General features: G+C 65.8%; 12 protein-coding genes. 7 read left to right on the forward strand and 5 right to left on the reverse strand.

Annotation, left to right across the window (positions count from 1 at the left end; translation table 11 throughout):
- Window positions 1-46 precede the first annotated feature (46 nt).
- Window positions 47-3,862, reverse strand: coding sequence for a DUF3971 domain-containing protein (locus tag ML401_RS18355; RefSeq protein WP_194402270.1), 3,816 nt, complete (start codon window positions 3,860-3,862; stop codon window positions 47-49).
- Window positions 3,863-4,057: 195 nt separating this feature from the next.
- Between ML401_RS18355 and ML401_RS18360 the strand changes: the two genes are divergently transcribed.
- Both ML401_RS18360 and ML401_RS18365 read left to right on the forward strand, forming a co-directional pair.
- Entirely contained in the window at window positions 4,058-4,747 is a 690-nt protein-coding gene (locus ML401_RS18360; protein WP_212066327.1) for a peroxiredoxin, read from the forward strand.
- Window positions 4,748-4,858: 111 nt separating this feature from the next.
- Window positions 4,859-6,211: a M23 family metallopeptidase gene (locus ML401_RS18365; RefSeq protein WP_212066325.1), complete on the forward strand. Its 1,353-nt coding sequence runs from the start codon at window positions 4,859-4,861 to the stop codon at window positions 6,209-6,211.
- A gap of 30 nt (window positions 6,212-6,241) precedes the next feature.
- Here ML401_RS18365 and ML401_RS18370 read toward each other — a convergent pair whose 3' ends face one another.
- Together ML401_RS18370 and ML401_RS18375 are read right to left on the reverse strand one after the other, a co-directional pair.
- A complete protein-coding gene (locus ML401_RS18370; RefSeq protein ID WP_285806498.1) occupies window positions 6,242-7,432 on the reverse strand; it encodes a DUF5666 domain-containing protein in 1,191 nt (396 codons plus the stop codon).
- Window positions 7,429-8,340, reverse strand: a complete 912-nt coding sequence (locus ML401_RS18375) for a DUF6502 family protein (protein WP_285806499.1) — start codon at window positions 8,338-8,340, stop codon at window positions 7,429-7,431. Before ML401_RS18375 ends, ML401_RS18370 begins: the two co-directional genes overlap by 4 nt.
- A 125-nt stretch (window positions 8,341-8,465) precedes the next feature.
- On the opposite strand from ML401_RS18375, the gene ML401_RS18380 reads away from it, so the two are divergent.
- From ML401_RS18380 to ML401_RS18400, 5 genes are read left to right on the forward strand one after another with little or no spacing between them, the layout of a single operon-like run.
- Window positions 8,466-8,627 (forward strand): hypothetical protein, encoded by a 162-nt coding sequence (locus ML401_RS18380; protein WP_285806500.1) that lies wholly within the window; start codon window positions 8,466-8,468, stop codon window positions 8,625-8,627.
- An 8-nt stretch (window positions 8,628-8,635) separates the two neighbouring features.
- Complete coding sequence (locus ML401_RS18385; protein ID WP_285806501.1) at window positions 8,636-10,570, forward strand: glycosyltransferase; 1,935 nt, start codon at window positions 8,636-8,638, stop codon at window positions 10,568-10,570.
- 3 nt (window positions 10,571-10,573) lie between these two features.
- Window positions 10,574-11,314 (forward strand): ABC transporter ATP-binding protein, encoded by a 741-nt coding sequence (locus tag ML401_RS18390; RefSeq protein WP_259210623.1) that lies wholly within the window; start codon window positions 10,574-10,576, stop codon window positions 11,312-11,314.
- Entirely contained in the window at window positions 11,311-12,705 is a 1,395-nt protein-coding gene (locus ML401_RS18395; RefSeq protein ID WP_285806502.1) for a glycosyltransferase family 1 protein, read from the forward strand. Before ML401_RS18390 ends, ML401_RS18395 begins: the two co-directional genes overlap by 4 nt.
- Window positions 12,702-13,982, forward strand: a complete 1,281-nt coding sequence (locus ML401_RS18400; RefSeq protein ID WP_212066313.1) for an O-antigen ligase — start codon at window positions 12,702-12,704, stop codon at window positions 13,980-13,982. The genes ML401_RS18395 and ML401_RS18400 overlap by 4 nt, the downstream gene beginning before the upstream one ends.
- Here the strand turns inward: ML401_RS18400 and ML401_RS18405 are convergent, their stop codons facing one another.
- Together ML401_RS18405 and ML401_RS18410 are read right to left on the reverse strand one after the other, a co-directional pair.
- Window positions 13,983-15,215, reverse strand: coding sequence for an ABC transporter substrate-binding protein (locus ML401_RS18405; RefSeq protein WP_285806503.1), 1,233 nt, complete (start codon window positions 15,213-15,215; stop codon window positions 13,983-13,985).
- Between the two features lie 108 nt (window positions 15,216-15,323).
- Complete coding sequence (locus tag ML401_RS18410; protein WP_285806504.1) at window positions 15,324-16,235, reverse strand: DMT family transporter; 912 nt, start codon at window positions 16,233-16,235, stop codon at window positions 15,324-15,326.
- Window positions 16,236-16,267: the final 32 nt, after the last annotated feature.

Below are 16,267 nucleotides of genomic sequence, written 5' to 3' on the forward strand. Positions count from 1 at the left end.
GGCCGGGACAAGCCCGGCATGACGACAGAGACAGTCCGTCCCGCGACTACCGCCGCGTCAGGCTGCAGCCGCTGGAGAGCTGACGCGTCGTGCCGGTCGACCCGTCGTTCGACTGCGACGGGAATTCCTCGAACGGCGAGTTCTGCTTGCCGGTGTTGAATTCGAAGATCTTGCGGAACAGGCCGGGCGCCATCGCCGAGATCGGATTGACGCGCATCACGGGCGCCGCCGGCGTACCCACCACCTCATAGGTCACGCCGATCAGCCCTTCATTGTTGCCGCCGCCGAGGAAGATGCCGAACAGCGGGATCTGGCCGAAGATGTTGTTGACGCCATACATCGGCACGAAGGTCCCGCTCATGCAGACCTGATTGCCGGGATAGTCGATCGAGCCCTCGATGGTGGCGCCGATCATGGGACCCTTGACGACGCCGTCGCGGATCGTCAGCGCACCGTTCTGCCGCGTGAACTCGGCGCGCAGCGCGCTGAAGGAGACGCCGTTGCCGGTGCCATTGGGGGCGCCCGCGGCAACGCGCTCGAGCTGCGCCTCGCCCTTCACCGTGAAGTCGCGGACGTTGATGAGACCCTCGCGCGAGGTGTTCGGCTCCGATGTCGGCGGCTCCATCGCCACCACCATCTGGCCGCCGACCGCCTTGGTGTAGGTGTCGGTGAAGCGCAGCAGCGCGCCGGCATCGTTGGTCTGGAGGTAAATGACCTCGCGGCTGCCCTGCGCGCGCCCGCCGCGCAAGTCCGCCGCCACCGGCGTGTCTTTGCCGACCTTGCCGCTCAGCGTGAACGCCTTGATGGCGCCGTTGCGCTTCGACATCTTGGCATCGACGCTGCGCATCGCCTCGCCGTTGAAACCCGCGACGGCACCGAGCTTCACGTCGATGTCGAAATCGACGTTCTTCATCTTGCTCTTGTCGTCCTTGGAATTGCCTGAGATCGCCGACTTCAGGAAGCCGCGCCCGTCGAACACGTCGCCGCGCATCGTGCCCTTGACCACGCCGTCCTGGCTGCGCTCCACCTTCAGTGAAGCCTTGTCGCCGTCGGACGGTGAGTAGACCGGGAAGTTCGCATTCATGAGGTCGCCGTTCGCGTCGACCTCGAGCGAGCCCTTGATCGAGGCGCCGCCGCCCTCGATGACGATGTCCTCGAAGCGCGTCGATTGTGCCGTCGGCACGACCTTGAAGCTGGCCTTGCCTGATTTGCCCGGCAGCTTGACCCAACCCGGCAGGATATTGTCGAGCTTGACCGATGTCAGGTCGGCCTCGACACCGAGCTTCGTCGTCTGGTCGGGGCCGCCGGCGATCTTGCCCGACAGCTTGATCGGCAGCGATCCGCTGACGGCGGGACTCAGATCGAATCCGAGGCGCGCGCGGCTGGCATCGTCCAACGTTGCCTGCAGCCTGACATCCGCATCGCCTTCGTTGGGCTTGCGATAGTCGAGCGAGGCCGCCTGCCCGTTGATCTTGACGTCGCCCTTGACCTGATAGCCCTGGTTGTTGGCGACGATCTTGAGGTTGTTGGCTTCCAGCTTCTGGTTCATCACCAGCTTGTCGGCCGAGAAGCCGTTAAGGTCGGCAGTGACGGCGTAGGTCGTGTCAGCCTTCGTCAGCTCGCCCTTGACCGGCAGGCCGAGCTGGATATTGGCCGCGAACGTCCCCTTGCTGGTGTTGGGATCGATGACTGTCGACGACAGATCGCTCAGGCGATCATTGGCGAGCATTTCGGCTGCGGCCGGCACCGGCCCCTCCACCCGAAACCTGGTCCGCGACGGCGACGGCTTGGGCGCCATGTCGGGCACCTCGAAGACGAAGTCGGAAATCGTGACCTTGCGGCCGGCGGGTGTATCGGCAATGCCCTGCCCGATATTCACGGTCGCGGTGCGCCCGGTCACGCGCGCCTTCAGATCGGCATCGTGCACGACGGGCATGCCGTCCACGGGACGGACCGCGACGCCGCTCGCGACGATGTTGACCGACAGGCCGTCGTCGGGAATGGGCGGGCCCTTGCGCGGCAGGTTCTTCGTCGGCGAATTGATGCCGATCTCGATGCGCTGGAGCGTGCCGCGCTCGATCCGCTCGATCACCCATTCGCGCAACTCGGGAACGACGAGCGTCGGCCACATCCGCTTCAGCGCGGAGGCCGACATCGGCGTTCCCGCAAAGCCCAGCGTCAGCCGCGGCTCGCCCGAATAGTCGATCGCGCCCGTGCCGGCGACGCCGATCTCGCCATTGCTGATGTCCGCCTGCGTCAGCAGGAAGCGTTTGTGGTCGGTGTCGAAGCGGAAGCCGATCGCGATGCGGTTGAAGACGAGCGGCGGCTCGTTGTCGATGCCGCCGAGCAGGATCGACCCGCCGCTGAAGCCAAGCTGCCAGTCGTTGACGGTGCCGTTGGGCGGCTCGAGATGGGCCAAAAGCGTCAGCCGGTTCGCGCCCGACAGGACCTTGAACGGCGCGACCAGCACCCGCCGATTGGCATCCCACTCGACATTGATCTCGGCTTGGTCGATCGCCATCGGATAGTCGGGCGTGTCCGTGTCGATAATACTGCCCGCGCCGACCGCGATCTTGCCGCGGAAGAAGGTCGGCACGCCGTCGCGGCCGAGCTCGCCCTTGAGCTCGCCGGTCAGCGGCAAATCGGCGGTATAGGTGAGGTCCTTGACCCGCAGCGCCAGGAGGATGTTGGAGGTCGAGACCTTGTCGGCTTTGATGTCGATCGAGCGCACGCCGTTCTCGGCCGGACCGATCGTGGCCCGCAGCATCCAGGGCCGCGCGCCCTCCTCGCCGAGGCTGAGCGTGACGCCACCGCGGCTCGGCCGGCGCAGGCTGAGCGTGATGTTCTCAAACGACCATTTGCTGCCGCGCTGCTGGTCGTCGACGATCAGATTGCCGTTCTTCAGACCAATCTCGTTGAGGTTCTGGCCGTCGAGACCTGTCATGCTCAGGCTGTCGAGCCAGTCGAGGCCCTGAAGAATGCCGCTCTGTGCGGTCGCCTGAGGGGCAGCCTGCGAGCCGGCCTGAGGATCTTGGCCGGCGGGCGCCGTGGCGAATGGCGGCGGCGGGACCCCGTTGCGCGGGAATGTCGGCGGCAGGCCCGCATCCTTCTTCGAGGCGACGCCGGTTGCCAGCGGCTTTGCGGTATCGCCGGCGGACACGGTGACCGTTCCGTCGGGCGCGATGCGGATCGCGAGCTCGGCGTCGACGAGATTGAGGCTTTCGGCGCGCAAATGCCCCATCAGGAGGCCAGCCCCCGACAGCTTCACCTCGGCCTTCGGCGCGCTGGCGACGATGGCGTGATCGCGATCGCGGACGACGATGTCGCGGATACGGACGGCGATGCGGATCCGCCCGGCCCGCTCGATCTGGGTGCCCCCGATCTCGACCGTGTTGCCGTGACCGATATTGTCCTCGATCGCGGCGGCCAGCCACGGCGTTGCGATGTCGAGATTGATGGGACCGGCACCGAGCCGCCACCACAGCGCCGCGAAACAGCCGACGAAGATGACGGCGAGCGTCCCGACGACAAGGACGAGACGCTTCAGCCAGCGATCGGCGGCCAGCCAGCGGCGCAGCGCGCCAAACCCGTCACCGAAGCGATGAAGGCCCGAGTTGGAACGCGACAACAGCCGGCGCGCGCGATGGCCCGCGGCCGCCTCCTGATCCGGATCCCAATCGGCGTCGTCCCATTCCTGCGGCTGCTCTTGACCGCCGCGCCGATCGAAGTCCCGATTGTAATCCTGGGGCGACTTATTCCTTGCCATTGCCTCTCGATACAGGCGCCCGTCACGAGATTGAGCGCCGCCGGGACCGCAGCCGCCCTCGGGAAGCGGAGCTCCCTGCGCCGGCACTGCAGCCATACCTCGAATATTCCTGCTGTTCGTCATTTCGCCCCGGGAGCGCGTTCAACGAGCAGTGGGGTGGTGCGTGGAATTCCTTGTAACCATACTCCGGCGTCGTCAGACTTGCCCAGCCGAGGGCGCGATTCCGGCACGCCGGACGAGGACTGCAATAGCGTTTCGGTTGACCCGCCGAAAGCGTCGAAAGGAAGGCGTATGTCCAAGAAATCCCGAAAGAAATCGTCCAAAGCGCCCTCCGGCAGTCCGACGGCTAAAAAGAAGACCCTGAAAACGCGGGCATCGACTCAAACTAAATCCGCGAAGACGCAGCGGGCACCGGCGAGCAAATCAGCCGGGACTTTAGCAAAAGCAGGATCACATAGGGCCGCATCGAAACAGTTAAATTCCTCCAAATCGGCATCGGCGCCCGTGACGGCGAAGTCCGGCCTGGCTGAAGGCCAAAAGGCACCCGCCTTCCGCCTGCCCCGCGACGGCGGCGACGTGGTCACATTGGCGGACTATACCGGCCAAAAGCTCGTCCTGTTCTTCTACCCCCGCGCCGACACGCCCGGCTGCACCCGGGAAGCCATCGACTTCACCCGCCTCGCTGGCGCCTTCGCGGCCGCCGGCACCGCCGTGCTGGGGATCTCCGCCGATCCGTTAAAGGCTCAGGAGAAGTTCCGCGACAAGCATAGTCTCAAGGTCCCCCTGATCTCGGACGAGCAGCACGAGATGCTGGAAGCCTATGGGGCCTGGGGCGAAAAGTCCATGTATGGCAAGAGCTTCCTCGGAATTCTTCGCACTACGGTGCTGGTCGGAGCCGACGGTAAAGTCGCCAGGGTCTGGCGCAATGTCCGGGTCGACGGGCATGCCGACGCGGTGCTCGAAGCGGCAAGAGGCCTTTAACCAATCCCTGGAATTCGCCTGTTCCTGTTTCCGGAAAATTAACCATGACCAGCCCAGATTGCTGCGGCAATTAGGGCCGTACGGACTCATCCGACCGGCGCGGGAGTGCCGATGTCGAAAAGTTCTGCCCAATATTCGCAGTGCCCCCCACATCATCCTCACGACCACGGACGGGCCTTCCAACGCCGCGCTGCCGTCGCGGCAGCCGCAGCGATCCCCCTTCCCGCGACTGACGACGCCTACACCATCGTCCATGCCGGCAAGCAGGTCCGTTTCGGGCCCGTGATGTTCTGGATCGTGGTCGGAACGGTGGTGCTGCTCGGTCTCTGGTCGGCGGCGACCGCCACCTATTTCGCTTTCCGCGACGACGTCCTGACCCGGCTGATCGCCCGCCAGGCCGAGATGCAATATGCCTATGAGGACCGCATCGCCGAGCTGCGCGCCAAGGTCGACCGCACCACCAGCCGGCAGTTGCTCGACCAGGAGCAGTTCGACCAGAAGCTCGACCAGATCATGAAGCGCCAGACGGCGCTGGAGTCCCGGGCCACGGCGCTCGGGGCCATGCCCGACGTAACAGGTTCGATTCCCCGCGCAGCCCCGCAGCGCGGCGAGGCGAGCCAGAGCACTCCGAAGCCCTCGCCGATCAGCGACACCGTGATCTTCGTGGCGCCGCCGGACCGTGAGGCACGGCTCGAATCGCGCGCGCCGACTGTGGCGGCACCTCCGACCCACCAATTCGCCAAGAACCATGGTTTCGACAACGTCCTGGTCCGGCTCACGACCTCGCTCGACCAGGTCGAGCGTCGCCAGATGGCGGCGCTCAGCGCCGTTGAGGAAGGCATGGATTCACGCATGCGCCGGATGCGCGGCGTGGTCAGTGATCTCGGCCTGAATCTCGCCAGTCTCGAAGCCGCCGTGCCGCGCACCGCGATGGGCGGGCCTTTCGTGCCCGTCAAGCTGACCGCCAATGCCGGGCCGTTCGAGAAGCAGCTCTCTCGCATCAACACCACGCGCGCCGAGATGGACCGTCTCAATCGCACGCTGGCCCTGGTGCCCTACCGCAAGCCCGTCATCGGCGAGGTCGAGTTCACGTCCGGCTTCGGCGTCCGCAGCGATCCCTTCCTCGGCCGGCCCGCGATGCATACCGGGCTCGACTTCCGCGCCGCCACCGGCGATCCGGTTCGCGTCACCGCCAATGGCAAGGTGGTTTCCGCCGGCTGGTCCGGCGGTTACGGCCGCATGGTCGAGGTCGATCACGGCAACGGGCTTTCGACCCGCTACGGCCATCTCTCCGAGATCAACGTGAAGGTCGGCGAGACCGTGAAGATCGGCCAGGTCGTCGGCCTGGTCGGCTCGACCGGTCGCTCCACCGGTCCGCATCTGCATTACGAGACCCGCATCGAGGGCGAAGCGGTCGATCCGCAGAAATTCCTGCGTGCTGGCGTGCGCCTCAGCGCGAGCTAGGCCCAGCTCCTCTGTTTCGGCCGCGCAGCCTTATCGCCGGCCACCGCCCATCCCGCCTCCGGGACCGCCGAATCCGCCGCCACCCATTCCACCACCGGGGCCCATGGGCCCGCCGGGCGAGCCCATGCCGCCCGGGCCCGACGGCCCGCCAGGTCCCGTCGGTGCGGAGCCTGGGTTGGGACCGGGGCTCGATCCAGGTGGAGATACCCCCGGTGCGCCGGGCCGACTGCCGCCCGGATGGGGCGTGCTGCGATCCGGGTGCATGATCGAGCCACCGGGCGACCGGTTCGGATTGCTGCCGCCGGGTGTGGCTGCTCCGGGTCCCTGACCGATGGCCTGCACCGAATCCACCTGGAAGCCGCGGGAACGGTCGAATGCACCATTGACCACCATGCGCGCTTCACCGGCTGCCGGCCCGAAACGCGAGCCGTCGCGGGCCACGAGGCCGGAGCCGAGCTGGAGGTTCGCGCCGGCGCGCTGCACATAGGCCTCGACCGACAGACGGCTTGCGCCGACGAGATCCGAGAAATCGTCGATCCGCGTGCGCGTCGCCTGCATCGCGCCCTGGCTCGCGCTGCCTTCGATCTGGACGCGCTGGCCGACCAGCAGCGGATCGACACCGTTCAGTTTCAGCCCGCCAATTCGCAGGCCGTCGGGTCCGCGCTCGACCAGGCCGGTCACGCGCTCGGTCGACGCGCGCCGCGGCTCGACCAGGCTTGCGACGACCACGCCGTCGGTCCGGCGCAGACCATAGACGGCCACTTGCGTGCCCGGGCGGAGCTTGCTCTCCTTGTCGCCCGCGACGATTTTCTGGCCGAGCACCGTCAGCTCGTTGCCCTTCACCCGCTCGACCGGACCTGCAACCTCGCTCGCGATCGTGATGTTGCGCGTGACGAGCGTACCATCGGCCTGACGGACCGCGACCACGCGCGCAAGCTGGCCGATGCGGAGCGCCTTGGCGCTTGCCGCCTCGCCGTCGATCCGGACCGGCACATCGCTGGCATAAGTGATCCGCTCGCCGTTGACGTAGATGCTGCCGAAGCGCTGGATGACGCCCACGATGCCGGTACCGCCGATGCCGTGGTCATCCCCGCGGGTGATCCCGGTGCCGCCGATGCCTTGATCGGTGCCGCGCTTGACCTGCGCATGGGCCATCGCGGTGCCGGCGAGCCAAAATCCTGTCAGCAGCAGACGGCGGGAGATCAGCGGCGGCCGGCTCATGCAGAACCGCCTTCCTTGCCGTCTTCCTTGCCGCTTTCCTTACTGTTTTCCTTACTGTTTTCCTTGACCCCGCTCTGCTCGTCGGCGTCCTCGCTGTAGATGTAGATGCCGAAATTCCAGCGGGCGTCACCGCCCTTGTCCTTGGCGAGCGCGCGGTTGGCCTCGCGGTTGGCGGTCTTCAGCGCGTCCATGGCGAGCTCGCGCGAGCGCGCCTCGAGCTTTCGCGCCAGCTTCGGCGAGATGTTGTTGTAGTGCACCGCGCGTTCGAGGAAGCGCGGCCCGTCGGAGACGTTCTGCGCGGCAGCCGCGATGTGGTCATGCAGATTGCGGCCGAGATAGTGCCACTTGCTGTCGTCCTCACCGCTCGGAACAAAGGCCGCCTCGACCAGCTCGATCTCGTCGTCCGCGTTGATGATGACGAGCTTTCGGTCGATCCATTCGTCGAGCACAGCGCGCGGGCGCACGTCCTTGGTGACGGACGCAACCAGCTGCTCGAACGACGGCGCATCGGCCTCCGCCGTGCGCGGCAACGGCAGCGGCTCGCCCCTGGCATCGGTGAATTCGGGCGCGGCCAGCCAGCGCGCGATCACCGCGCTGGTCAGCGACACCGCCGCCGGCGCCTCGTGCACGGGCGCACCCGCGCCGCGCAGCCGCGCCACCTCCTTGCGATGGATGCCGGTGAGCAGGCTGACGCGGCTGTCGGTCTGCTCCTTGCCCTCCAGCGCGAAATCGTGCTCGGCGACATTCACGAAAAGCTCGCGAAGCAATTGCGCCAGCGCCGGAAAAGTCATCCCGCTACGGATGCAGAGCCGCACGAGCGGGCGCAGCAGCCGCGCCAATGGCGCGTGCAGCTTCGCGGCGGCATTCGGCTGCGGAGCCGCTGCTTTGGACCCGGGCTTGGCGTTCATGTCTGAATTGTATCACGCCTCATGTGGGACACAATCCCACATTTTTCGCCTCGGCGATTGACGTGGTAAATTTTCCCACATATACGAGACGCCATTGAGGGGCGCGACGTAAAGGGACAACACCCATGGCTGACCGCTTGGTCCGCATTTCCGGTTCACCGCGTTCCGTGCCGGCTTCCGGCCGGGAGCGCGGCACGATCGACCCGATGCTGCCGGGGCTGCTGCGCGGCGTGATCTTCATCTCGGTGCTGGCCGCACCGTTCGTCGCAGCCATCCTGGCAGGCTGACCGCCATCATGCATCACACTCAAGGAACCTTGCACGACACTCCGCGCCGCCCGTCGGTGCTGCACATCTTCAAGATCTATTATCCCGACCTGTTCGGCGGCACGCTCACGGTGATCCGCGACATCTGCGCGAACCTGAAGGATGCCTTCGCCTCCGCGGTGCTGGTCTGCTCGCAAGCGCCCGAAAAGCGCCAGATCGTCGTCGACGACGTGCCGGTCGAACGCGTTCGCTCGTTCGGCAATCTGTTGTCGCTGCCCGCCGCCCCGACCTATCCCTGGCGTCTCTGGCGGAAGATCGCCGAGCACGATTTGGTCGCGCTCCACGCACCCTTCCCGCTCGCCGATCTGGTTTTCGCGTTCGGTTTCGGCCGGAAGCGGCCGCTCGTGGTGCACTGGCACGCCGACATCGTCACCCATGCCGGCCTGCGCTGGTTCATCGAACCCCTGATGCGGCGGACCTTGCGGCGCGCCAAGGCGATCATCGTCTCCGACCACGTGCTGGTCGACAACACGCCGCTGCTCCGCGAATTCGAGGACAAATGCCACGTCGTGCCATTTGGCATCGACATCTCGGGTTACGACTGGCCGAAGATCGAGCCGCACCACGTCAATGATCGCGGCCGGCTGGTGCTCGCGTGCGGCCGGCTCGTGCCTTACAAGGGCTTCGACGTGCTGATCCGCGCCGCGGCCGCATACAATTTCGAAGTCTGGATCGTTGGCGAAGGCACCGAGCGACCGCGGCTGGTGCAGCTGATCGAGGAGCTCGGGCTCGCAGAGCGCGTCCGCCTGCTCGGCTCGGTCAACGATTGCGAGCGCATCAAGCTGATGTGCCTCGCCGACGTCTTCGTGATGCCCTCCGTCACCACCGCCGAGACATTCGGCCTTGTCCAGCTGGAGGCCATGGCCGCAGGCCGCCCGGTCGTGAACACGGCGCTCGACACCGCGGTGCCGCGGGTCGCCCGCCATGGCATGGAGGCGATCACCGTGCCGCCCGGCGACGCCGAAAAGCTTGGCGAAGCCATCGACACGCTGATCCACGACCCCGAACGCCGCCGGCGCATGGGACTTGCGGCGCGCAACCGCGCCCTCACCCGATACTCGGCCACGGCTTTCAAGCAGGGCATGGAAACAATCTACCGCGACGCAATTGCCGCGCCATGCCAGCAGCGTTCGGCGAGCGCCGAGCCGGCCACGGGCTGGCTGGACAGCATCCGGATCGCGGCGACGCTGGCCTGGTCGGACATGCGCCATCGCTACGTGCGTTCGCTGCTCGGCCCGTTCTGGATGTCGCTCCAGATGGCGATCGTGGTCGCAGTGCTCGGCTCGGTGATCGGGCAGATGTCGAACGCCGACGTGCTGTCGCGTCTGCCCATGCTCGCGCTCTCGATGACGGCGTGGACCTTTCTCAACAGCGTGGTGCTCGATGCGACCACGGCGTTGCAGAACTCCGCGAGCCTGATCCGCGACCGCGCGCTGCCGCCGGTCATCTTCCTCCTGCAATGCACGTTCCGCCAGGGACTGTTCGCGCTTCATAACGCCTGCGTGCCGCTGCTGCTGTGGCTCATCCTGTCGCGCCACGACCTCTCTCACGCGCCGGCGGCGCTCCCCGGCCTGCTGCTGTTCGTGGTCTGCACCTTCGCCTTGAGCCTCGTTCTCGGCGCGATGGCAACGCGCTATCGCGACCTCAAGCCGATCGTCGAATCGACGCTGATGCTGGCATTTCTTGCCTCACCCGTGATCTGGTCGTCGGACATGATCAACCATCGCTCGACGGTGATGCGGCTCAATCCGCTGACCCATCTGTTCGCGGTGTGGCGCGAGCCGCTCGTGGGCGGCCACGTCGATCCCGTCAGCATCGTCTATGTTCTGGTCGCGCTGGCACTGCTGGTCTTTGCGAGCATGCTGACGCTGATCCACCTGCGCAAAGCCGCATTCTGGATCTGACGCATGGTCTCGATCAGCCTGCGCAACGTCTGTCTCGATTATCCGCTCTACGGCGCCTACGACTATTCGCTGAAGCGGCGGCTGCTCGGCCATCTCATCCGCGAGCCGGGCGAGACGCGGATCATCCGCGCCGTGGATAACGTCACGATCGAGGCCGAAACCGGCGCCCGCATCGGGCTTGCCGGCCCCAACGGTTCCGGCAAATCGACGCTGTTGCGATTGATCGCCGGCGTTTATCCGCCGAGCAGCGGCAGCATGACGGTTCGGGGCAATGTCGTGCCCCTGCTCGGCCTCAACGCCGGCGTCAACCTCGACTTCGTCGCCGAGGACAACATCGCCCTGCTGCTGCGGATCAGCGGCCGCAAGCCCACCCGCGCGATGATCGACGAGATCTGGGCCTTCACCGAGCTCGAGACGCGCATGCAGCGACTGCCGCTGCGGATGTTCTCCTCGGGCATGCTGATGCGGGTGCTGTTTGCGACCGCCACCGCGTTTCCGGCCGACATCCTCCTGCTCGACGAATGGCTCAGCGTGGTCGACGAGCATTTTGCGGAGAAGGCCCAGGAGCGGCTCCTGAACCTCGTGTCGCAGGCGGCGATCGTGATCATCGCCTCGCACGATCAGCCGCTGCTGCGCCGGACCTGCACCCGCATCATCAACCTCGATCACGGCCGCGTCGCCTCGACCGTCACGGTCGCCCCGCCGGCCACCCACGCCCTCGATCTCCACGAGAAACGCGCATGAAGCAGAACATCCTCGTCATATCCGAAGCGCTGGGCGAGCCCAACCACAAGCGCGGCATCTTCCACTTCACCCGCGAGCTGATGCGCTCGCTCGCGGCAGAGGGGCACGAGCTGACGCTGCTGGTGGAGACCACGCGGCGCTATCGGAAGCTGCAGCGGCGCGAGCGGCGCACCAAGCTGTTTCCGGCAGAGGCGCGCAACATCGAGCTGCTCGCCCTCTATCGCTTCCTCGACGAGGTCAACATGGCCGAGCCGGTCGTGCGTGGCGGCCTGCGCCGCACGCTCGACTGGATCCGCCACAAGGCCACCATGTCCGTGTCGTGGGACTACATCGTCTGTTTCCTGCGCGCGATCGGCCTGCGGGCCTTGCGCGCCCGGCTGATCGAGAACAGGACCGCCGCGCTCGAATACGTGCCGCCCGACCTGCGCCATCTCGAGCTGTTCCGCGAGTTTCAGCTCGAGCCCGGCTTCTACAGCTACCAGGACTCCTCGGCCTTCTTCCTGCTGCCGCCGCCGCGGGTCGATGCCCGCGGCTACGACGTCATCGTCGTGGATACCCCGACCCGGGTCGCGATCACGCGCAGGCCCGGCGCCAAGGTGATCTGCGTCGTCCACGATCTGTTGCCGCTCACCGACCTCAAGCTCAGCGATATCGCAACGCGGCTGTTCCTGTCGCGGCTCCTGACGAGCCTGCGCCAGGCCGACGAGCTCGCCTTCGTTTCAAACTACAGCATGATGCGGTTCAGGGAGCTGCTGCCGCAATTTGCGCACCTGCCGGCGCGGGTCGTGTATCCCCGCACCCGGTTCGACGCCCCGGATGTCCTGCACCTCCCAGCCCCGTCGGGGCGTCCGGGGCGGCCGAGCTTCGTCGTCATCGTCTCGAACGAGCCGCGCAAGAACGTCGCCACCGTCGTTCGCGCCTTCCGTGGCGTGCCCCAGGCCGATCTCGTCGTGATCGGCTATGCCGGTGAGATCGGGCGGATGCGCAATCTGCCGCCAAATGTCCGCTTCGCCGGCTATGTCGACGAGCACGAAAAGGCCGCCCTGATCGCTGAGGCACACGGTCTGATCATGCCGAGTTTCGCCGAAGGTTTCGGCGTGCCGATCATCGAGGCACTGGCCGCGAACACACCGGTGCTGTGCTCCGACATCGCCGTGTTTCGCGAGGTTGCGGGCGAGCTCGCCGACTATTTCGACCCGTTCTCGACCGACTCGATCGCGGCCTCCGTCACCCGTGTGCTGACCCGGCAGGAGGAGTGGCGCGGCAAGATCCGCGCAAGGCGCCACGAGCTCGCCGAGCGCTTCGGTTACGAGACACAGGCCCGCGATTTCCTTGGGCATCATGCGCCCGCGGCAAGCCTTGTCGGCGCGCAACTCGCTTCATACGGATGACCGCCGAATCCGCGTTGTGGTCCGGTCCTGCCGATCGGCAAGGCAGGACCAGCCGATGGCAGAGTTGGCGCAGCTCGGCCGCGCTGATCCGGGCCGCAGACGTCCTTGCCGCCTTGATCGCGGCGTCCCTGCCCTGGTCCACGACAGTGCCGTCGATCTTCGTCGGGCTCTGGCTCCTGGTGGTGACGCCAACCATCGATTGGCGCGACTATGGACACAAGGTCGCGCGGCCGGCGTTTGCCCTGCCCTTCGCAATCCTGCTGCTCGCACTGCTCGGCCTGCTGTGGTCGGACGGCGCGTGGGCGGATCGGCTGCATGCGATCAAGCCGGTCGCAAAGCTCGTGCTGATTCCGCCGCTGCTCTACCATTTCAGCCGGTCGGAGCGCGGTCTTTGGGTTGGCCACGCCTTCGTCGTCTCCTGCGCCTTGCTTGCCGTCTTCTCCTGGATCGTGTGGCTCGATCCCGCCTGGAAGATCACGGCGACGGCGTCATCAGGCGTGCCCGTCAAGAACTACATCGACCAGAGCCAGGAGTTCACGCTGTGCGCCTTCGCGCTTGCCCTGCCCGCGCTGACCTTCTGGCGTCGCGGAAACGCGGTCGCGACGGCGGCCTGTCTGGCGCTGATCCTGCTGTTCGCGGCCAACATGGTGTTCGTCGCCTCCGCTCGCACGGCGCTGCTCTGCATTGCGGTCCTGCTGGCTCTGTTCGCCTGGAAGCATCTCAACCGGCGCGCAACACTGGTCCTGCTCGCGGGCACGGTCGCCGTAACCGCGCTGGCCTGGGCGACGTCGCCCTATCTGCGCCAGCGTATCACCGACATTGCCGTCGAATATCGCCACGGCTATGAGGACATCAGCCGTGCCTCGACCGCGCAGCGGCTGACCTATTGGCGCAAGGCGATCCACAGCTTTGCCGAGGCGCCCTTGACCGGGCACGGCACCGGCTCGATCAGGCGGCAGTTCGAACGCGCCGCCACGGGCGGAAGCAGCCTCGATGCGGAGGTCGTCAACAATCCGCACAACCAGACCCTCAACGTCGCCATGCAATGGGGCCTCCTGGGCGTCGTTTTGCTCTACGCCATGTGGATCGTCCATCTCCGCCTGTTCCTCGGCGGAGGGCTCGCAGCCTGGATCGGGCTGGTGGTGGTCGTGCAGAACATCACGAGTTCGCTGTTGAACTCGCATCTGTTCGATTTTCACGAGGGCTGGATGTATGTGCTCGGTGTCGGGGTCGCCGGCGGCACGGTGTTGAAGGCCAAAGCCCGCAGCCAGCCGTGATTACTGGCTGCGCTCGTGGCCGACCTCGCCGGTAATGACGTCGCCGAACAGCTCCCAGGCCTGCCCGTTGAAACGCATCAGCTGCATCTGCTCGATCGGAAAATAGTCATCTGGCGACGTGTTGACCATGATGCCCGGCAGCATCAGGTCCGTGTGGAAGTCCTTCAGGCTGGACGCCTGCTTCATGACGTTCTCGCGCGTGAGGTTGTCGCCGCACTGCTTCAGCACCTGCGCCATCGCCTCGGCCTGCACGTAGCCGTAGATGTTGTTGGAGTTGGTCTTGTCGCCATCGGGGTAATATTTGTCCATGAACTCGCGCCATTTCACCACGGCCGGATCCTTGTCCCAGGTCGGATCTGTGGGGTCCTTCAGGTAGACGGTCGAGATGATGTCCTTGGCGTAGTCGAGCCCGGCGGGCTTGAGCACCGAGGCGACCGAGGTCGCGGTGTTGGCCAGGAAGAACTTCGGGTTCCAGCCGAGCTCGCCTACTTTCCGGATCGCCTGCGCCGATCCTTTCGGCGCGGCCCATGAGAAGAAGATATCGGCACCTGAATCGTGAAGGGCGACGATCTGCGAGTCGATCGAGGGATCGCTGACCTCGTAGGATTTGTCGGCGATGATCATGTTCGCCTTGTCGCCGAGCCCGTCTTTCAGGCCCTTGAACTGGTCCTTGCCGGCATCGTCATTCTGCCAGAACACCGCGATCTTGCTGTTGGGAAAATGATCGCGAATGTATTTTGCGTAGATCCGCCCCTCGCTCTGGTAGTTCGGCTGAAAGCCCATGGTCCACGGGAAATTCTTGGGGTCGCCGAACTTGGTGCCGCCGGAGGCGACGAACAGCTGCGGCACCTTCTTGGCGTTCATGTATTTCATGATCGCGGAGTTCGAGGGCGTGCCGAGCGCCTGGAAGATCAAGAGCACCTCGTCGCTCTCGACCAGCTTGCGTGCCTGCTCAATCGCCTTCGGCGGCGAATAGGCATCGTCATAACTGATGAAGTTGATCTTGCGGCCGTTGATGCCGCCCTGATCGTTGATCATCTTGAAATAGGCGGCCTCGGTCTTGCCGATCACGCCATAGGACGACGCCGGCCCGCTATAGGGCATGATGTTGCCGATCTTGATGTCGGTGTCGCTGGCGCCGGGGTCGTATTTCTTCTGCGCCAAAGCCGGTGTCGTGACGAGCACGCCGGCAACAAGCATGGCGAGGGCAAGGTTTTTGCGACGACCCGGCATCGTTCTCTCCCCTATGTTTTGTAGTCTTGTTTTGCTGGGAGTGTCGCAAGGCGGATTGCGCCTGGCAAGCGCCGCGATTTTCCGCAAGGTGAAACAGCGGATGTGGAACTACGCGCTGCGCCGCAGCAGGCGCAAAGCGCGCCCGTCAATGACCAGCAACGCGCTGCCGATGACGATGGCGCCCGCGATCTCACGCGCGGAGATCGGCTCCCCCAACACCAGCCTTCCCAGCAGAATGGCGGTGACGGGAATGAGCAGCGTCACCAGCATGACATTGCTCGCGCCCGAGCGCCGCACGATCTGAAAGAACACGATATAGGCGAGCGCTGTCGACAGCGCGGCAAGGCCTAGCACCGCGGACCACGTCGCGACGCCCGGTACTGCGAGGCGCCATGGCTGCTCGACGACGCCGGCGACAATCGCCATCATCATCGTCGACACCATCAGCTGAAACGTCGCGGTGCCGAGCGGCGGGGAGTCCTTGAGCAATCGCCGCGCTGCCAGTGCGGCGAATCCATAGCTGAGCGCGCCGCCCAGGAAGAGCAGAATGCCGACCCCCTGCCCTGGCCTCGTCTCGAGGCCCCATCCACGCAGGATGACGACGCCGACGAGGCCCAGCGCCACGCCTGCGACGCGGTGGATATGCAAGGTCTCTTCGCCTGCCGCAGCCATCACCAGCACCGTGAACAGCGGCGTCGTCGCGTTCAGGATCGATGCCAGACCGCTCGGGATGAAAGTCTGGCCGATCACGATCAGCGAGAACGGGATGACATTGTTGAGCAGCCCGATCGCAACGAACGGCGTCCACCCCCTCATGCCCCTGGGCCAGCAGATCCTCTGCATGCGCAGCAGCGGCAGCAGAATGGCCGCCCCGAGCGCGACGCGCAGGAACACCAGCGTCAACGGCGGCAATTCCCGCAACGCCGCGCCATTGAAGACGAACGAGCCGCCCCAGAGCACCGAGAGCACAGCAAGCAGCGACCAGTCTCGCGCGTCGATCCGGCTATCGTTCGGCGACATGAGTTCTCGCATCGGCGGCCAAGCCGTTGGCC

Origin of the sequence: Bradyrhizobium sp. 62B (assembly GCF_030272265.2) — a bacterium.
Taxonomy (GTDB): Bacteria; Pseudomonadota; Alphaproteobacteria; order Rhizobiales; family Xanthobacteraceae; genus Bradyrhizobium.

Coding starts and splice junctions, on each gene's coding strand:
- ML401_RS18385 (WP_285806501.1), top strand. CDS start 8,636: ATGCATCACACTCAAGGAACCTTGCACGACACTCCGCGCCGCCCGTCG.
- ML401_RS18390 (WP_259210623.1), top strand. CDS start 10,574: ATGGTCTCGATCAGCCTGCGCAACGTCTGTCTCGATTATCCGCTCTAC.
- ML401_RS18375 (WP_285806499.1), bottom strand. CDS start 8,340: ATGAACGCCAAGCCCGGGTCCAAAGCAGCGGCTCCGCAGCCGAATGCC.
- ML401_RS18370 (WP_285806498.1), bottom strand. CDS start 7,432: ATGAGCCGGCCGCCGCTGATCTCCCGCCGTCTGCTGCTGACAGGATTT.
- ML401_RS18380 (WP_285806500.1), top strand. CDS start 8,466: ATGGCTGACCGCTTGGTCCGCATTTCCGGTTCACCGCGTTCCGTGCCG.
- ML401_RS18400 (WP_212066313.1), top strand. CDS start 12,702: ATGACCGCCGAATCCGCGTTGTGGTCCGGTCCTGCCGATCGGCAAGGC.
- ML401_RS18365 (WP_212066325.1), top strand. CDS start 4,859: ATGTCGAAAAGTTCTGCCCAATATTCGCAGTGCCCCCCACATCATCCT.
- ML401_RS18355 (WP_194402270.1), bottom strand. CDS start 3,862: ATGGCTGCAGTGCCGGCGCAGGGAGCTCCGCTTCCCGAGGGCGGCTGC.
- ML401_RS18360 (WP_212066327.1), top strand. CDS start 4,058: ATGTCCAAGAAATCCCGAAAGAAATCGTCCAAAGCGCCCTCCGGCAGT.
- ML401_RS18410 (WP_285806504.1), bottom strand. CDS start 16,235: ATGTCGCCGAACGATAGCCGGATCGACGCGCGAGACTGGTCGCTGCTT.
- ML401_RS18395 (WP_285806502.1), top strand. CDS start 11,311: ATGAAGCAGAACATCCTCGTCATATCCGAAGCGCTGGGCGAGCCCAAC.
- ML401_RS18405 (WP_285806503.1), bottom strand. CDS start 15,215: ATGCCGGGTCGTCGCAAAAACCTTGCCCTCGCCATGCTTGTTGCCGGC.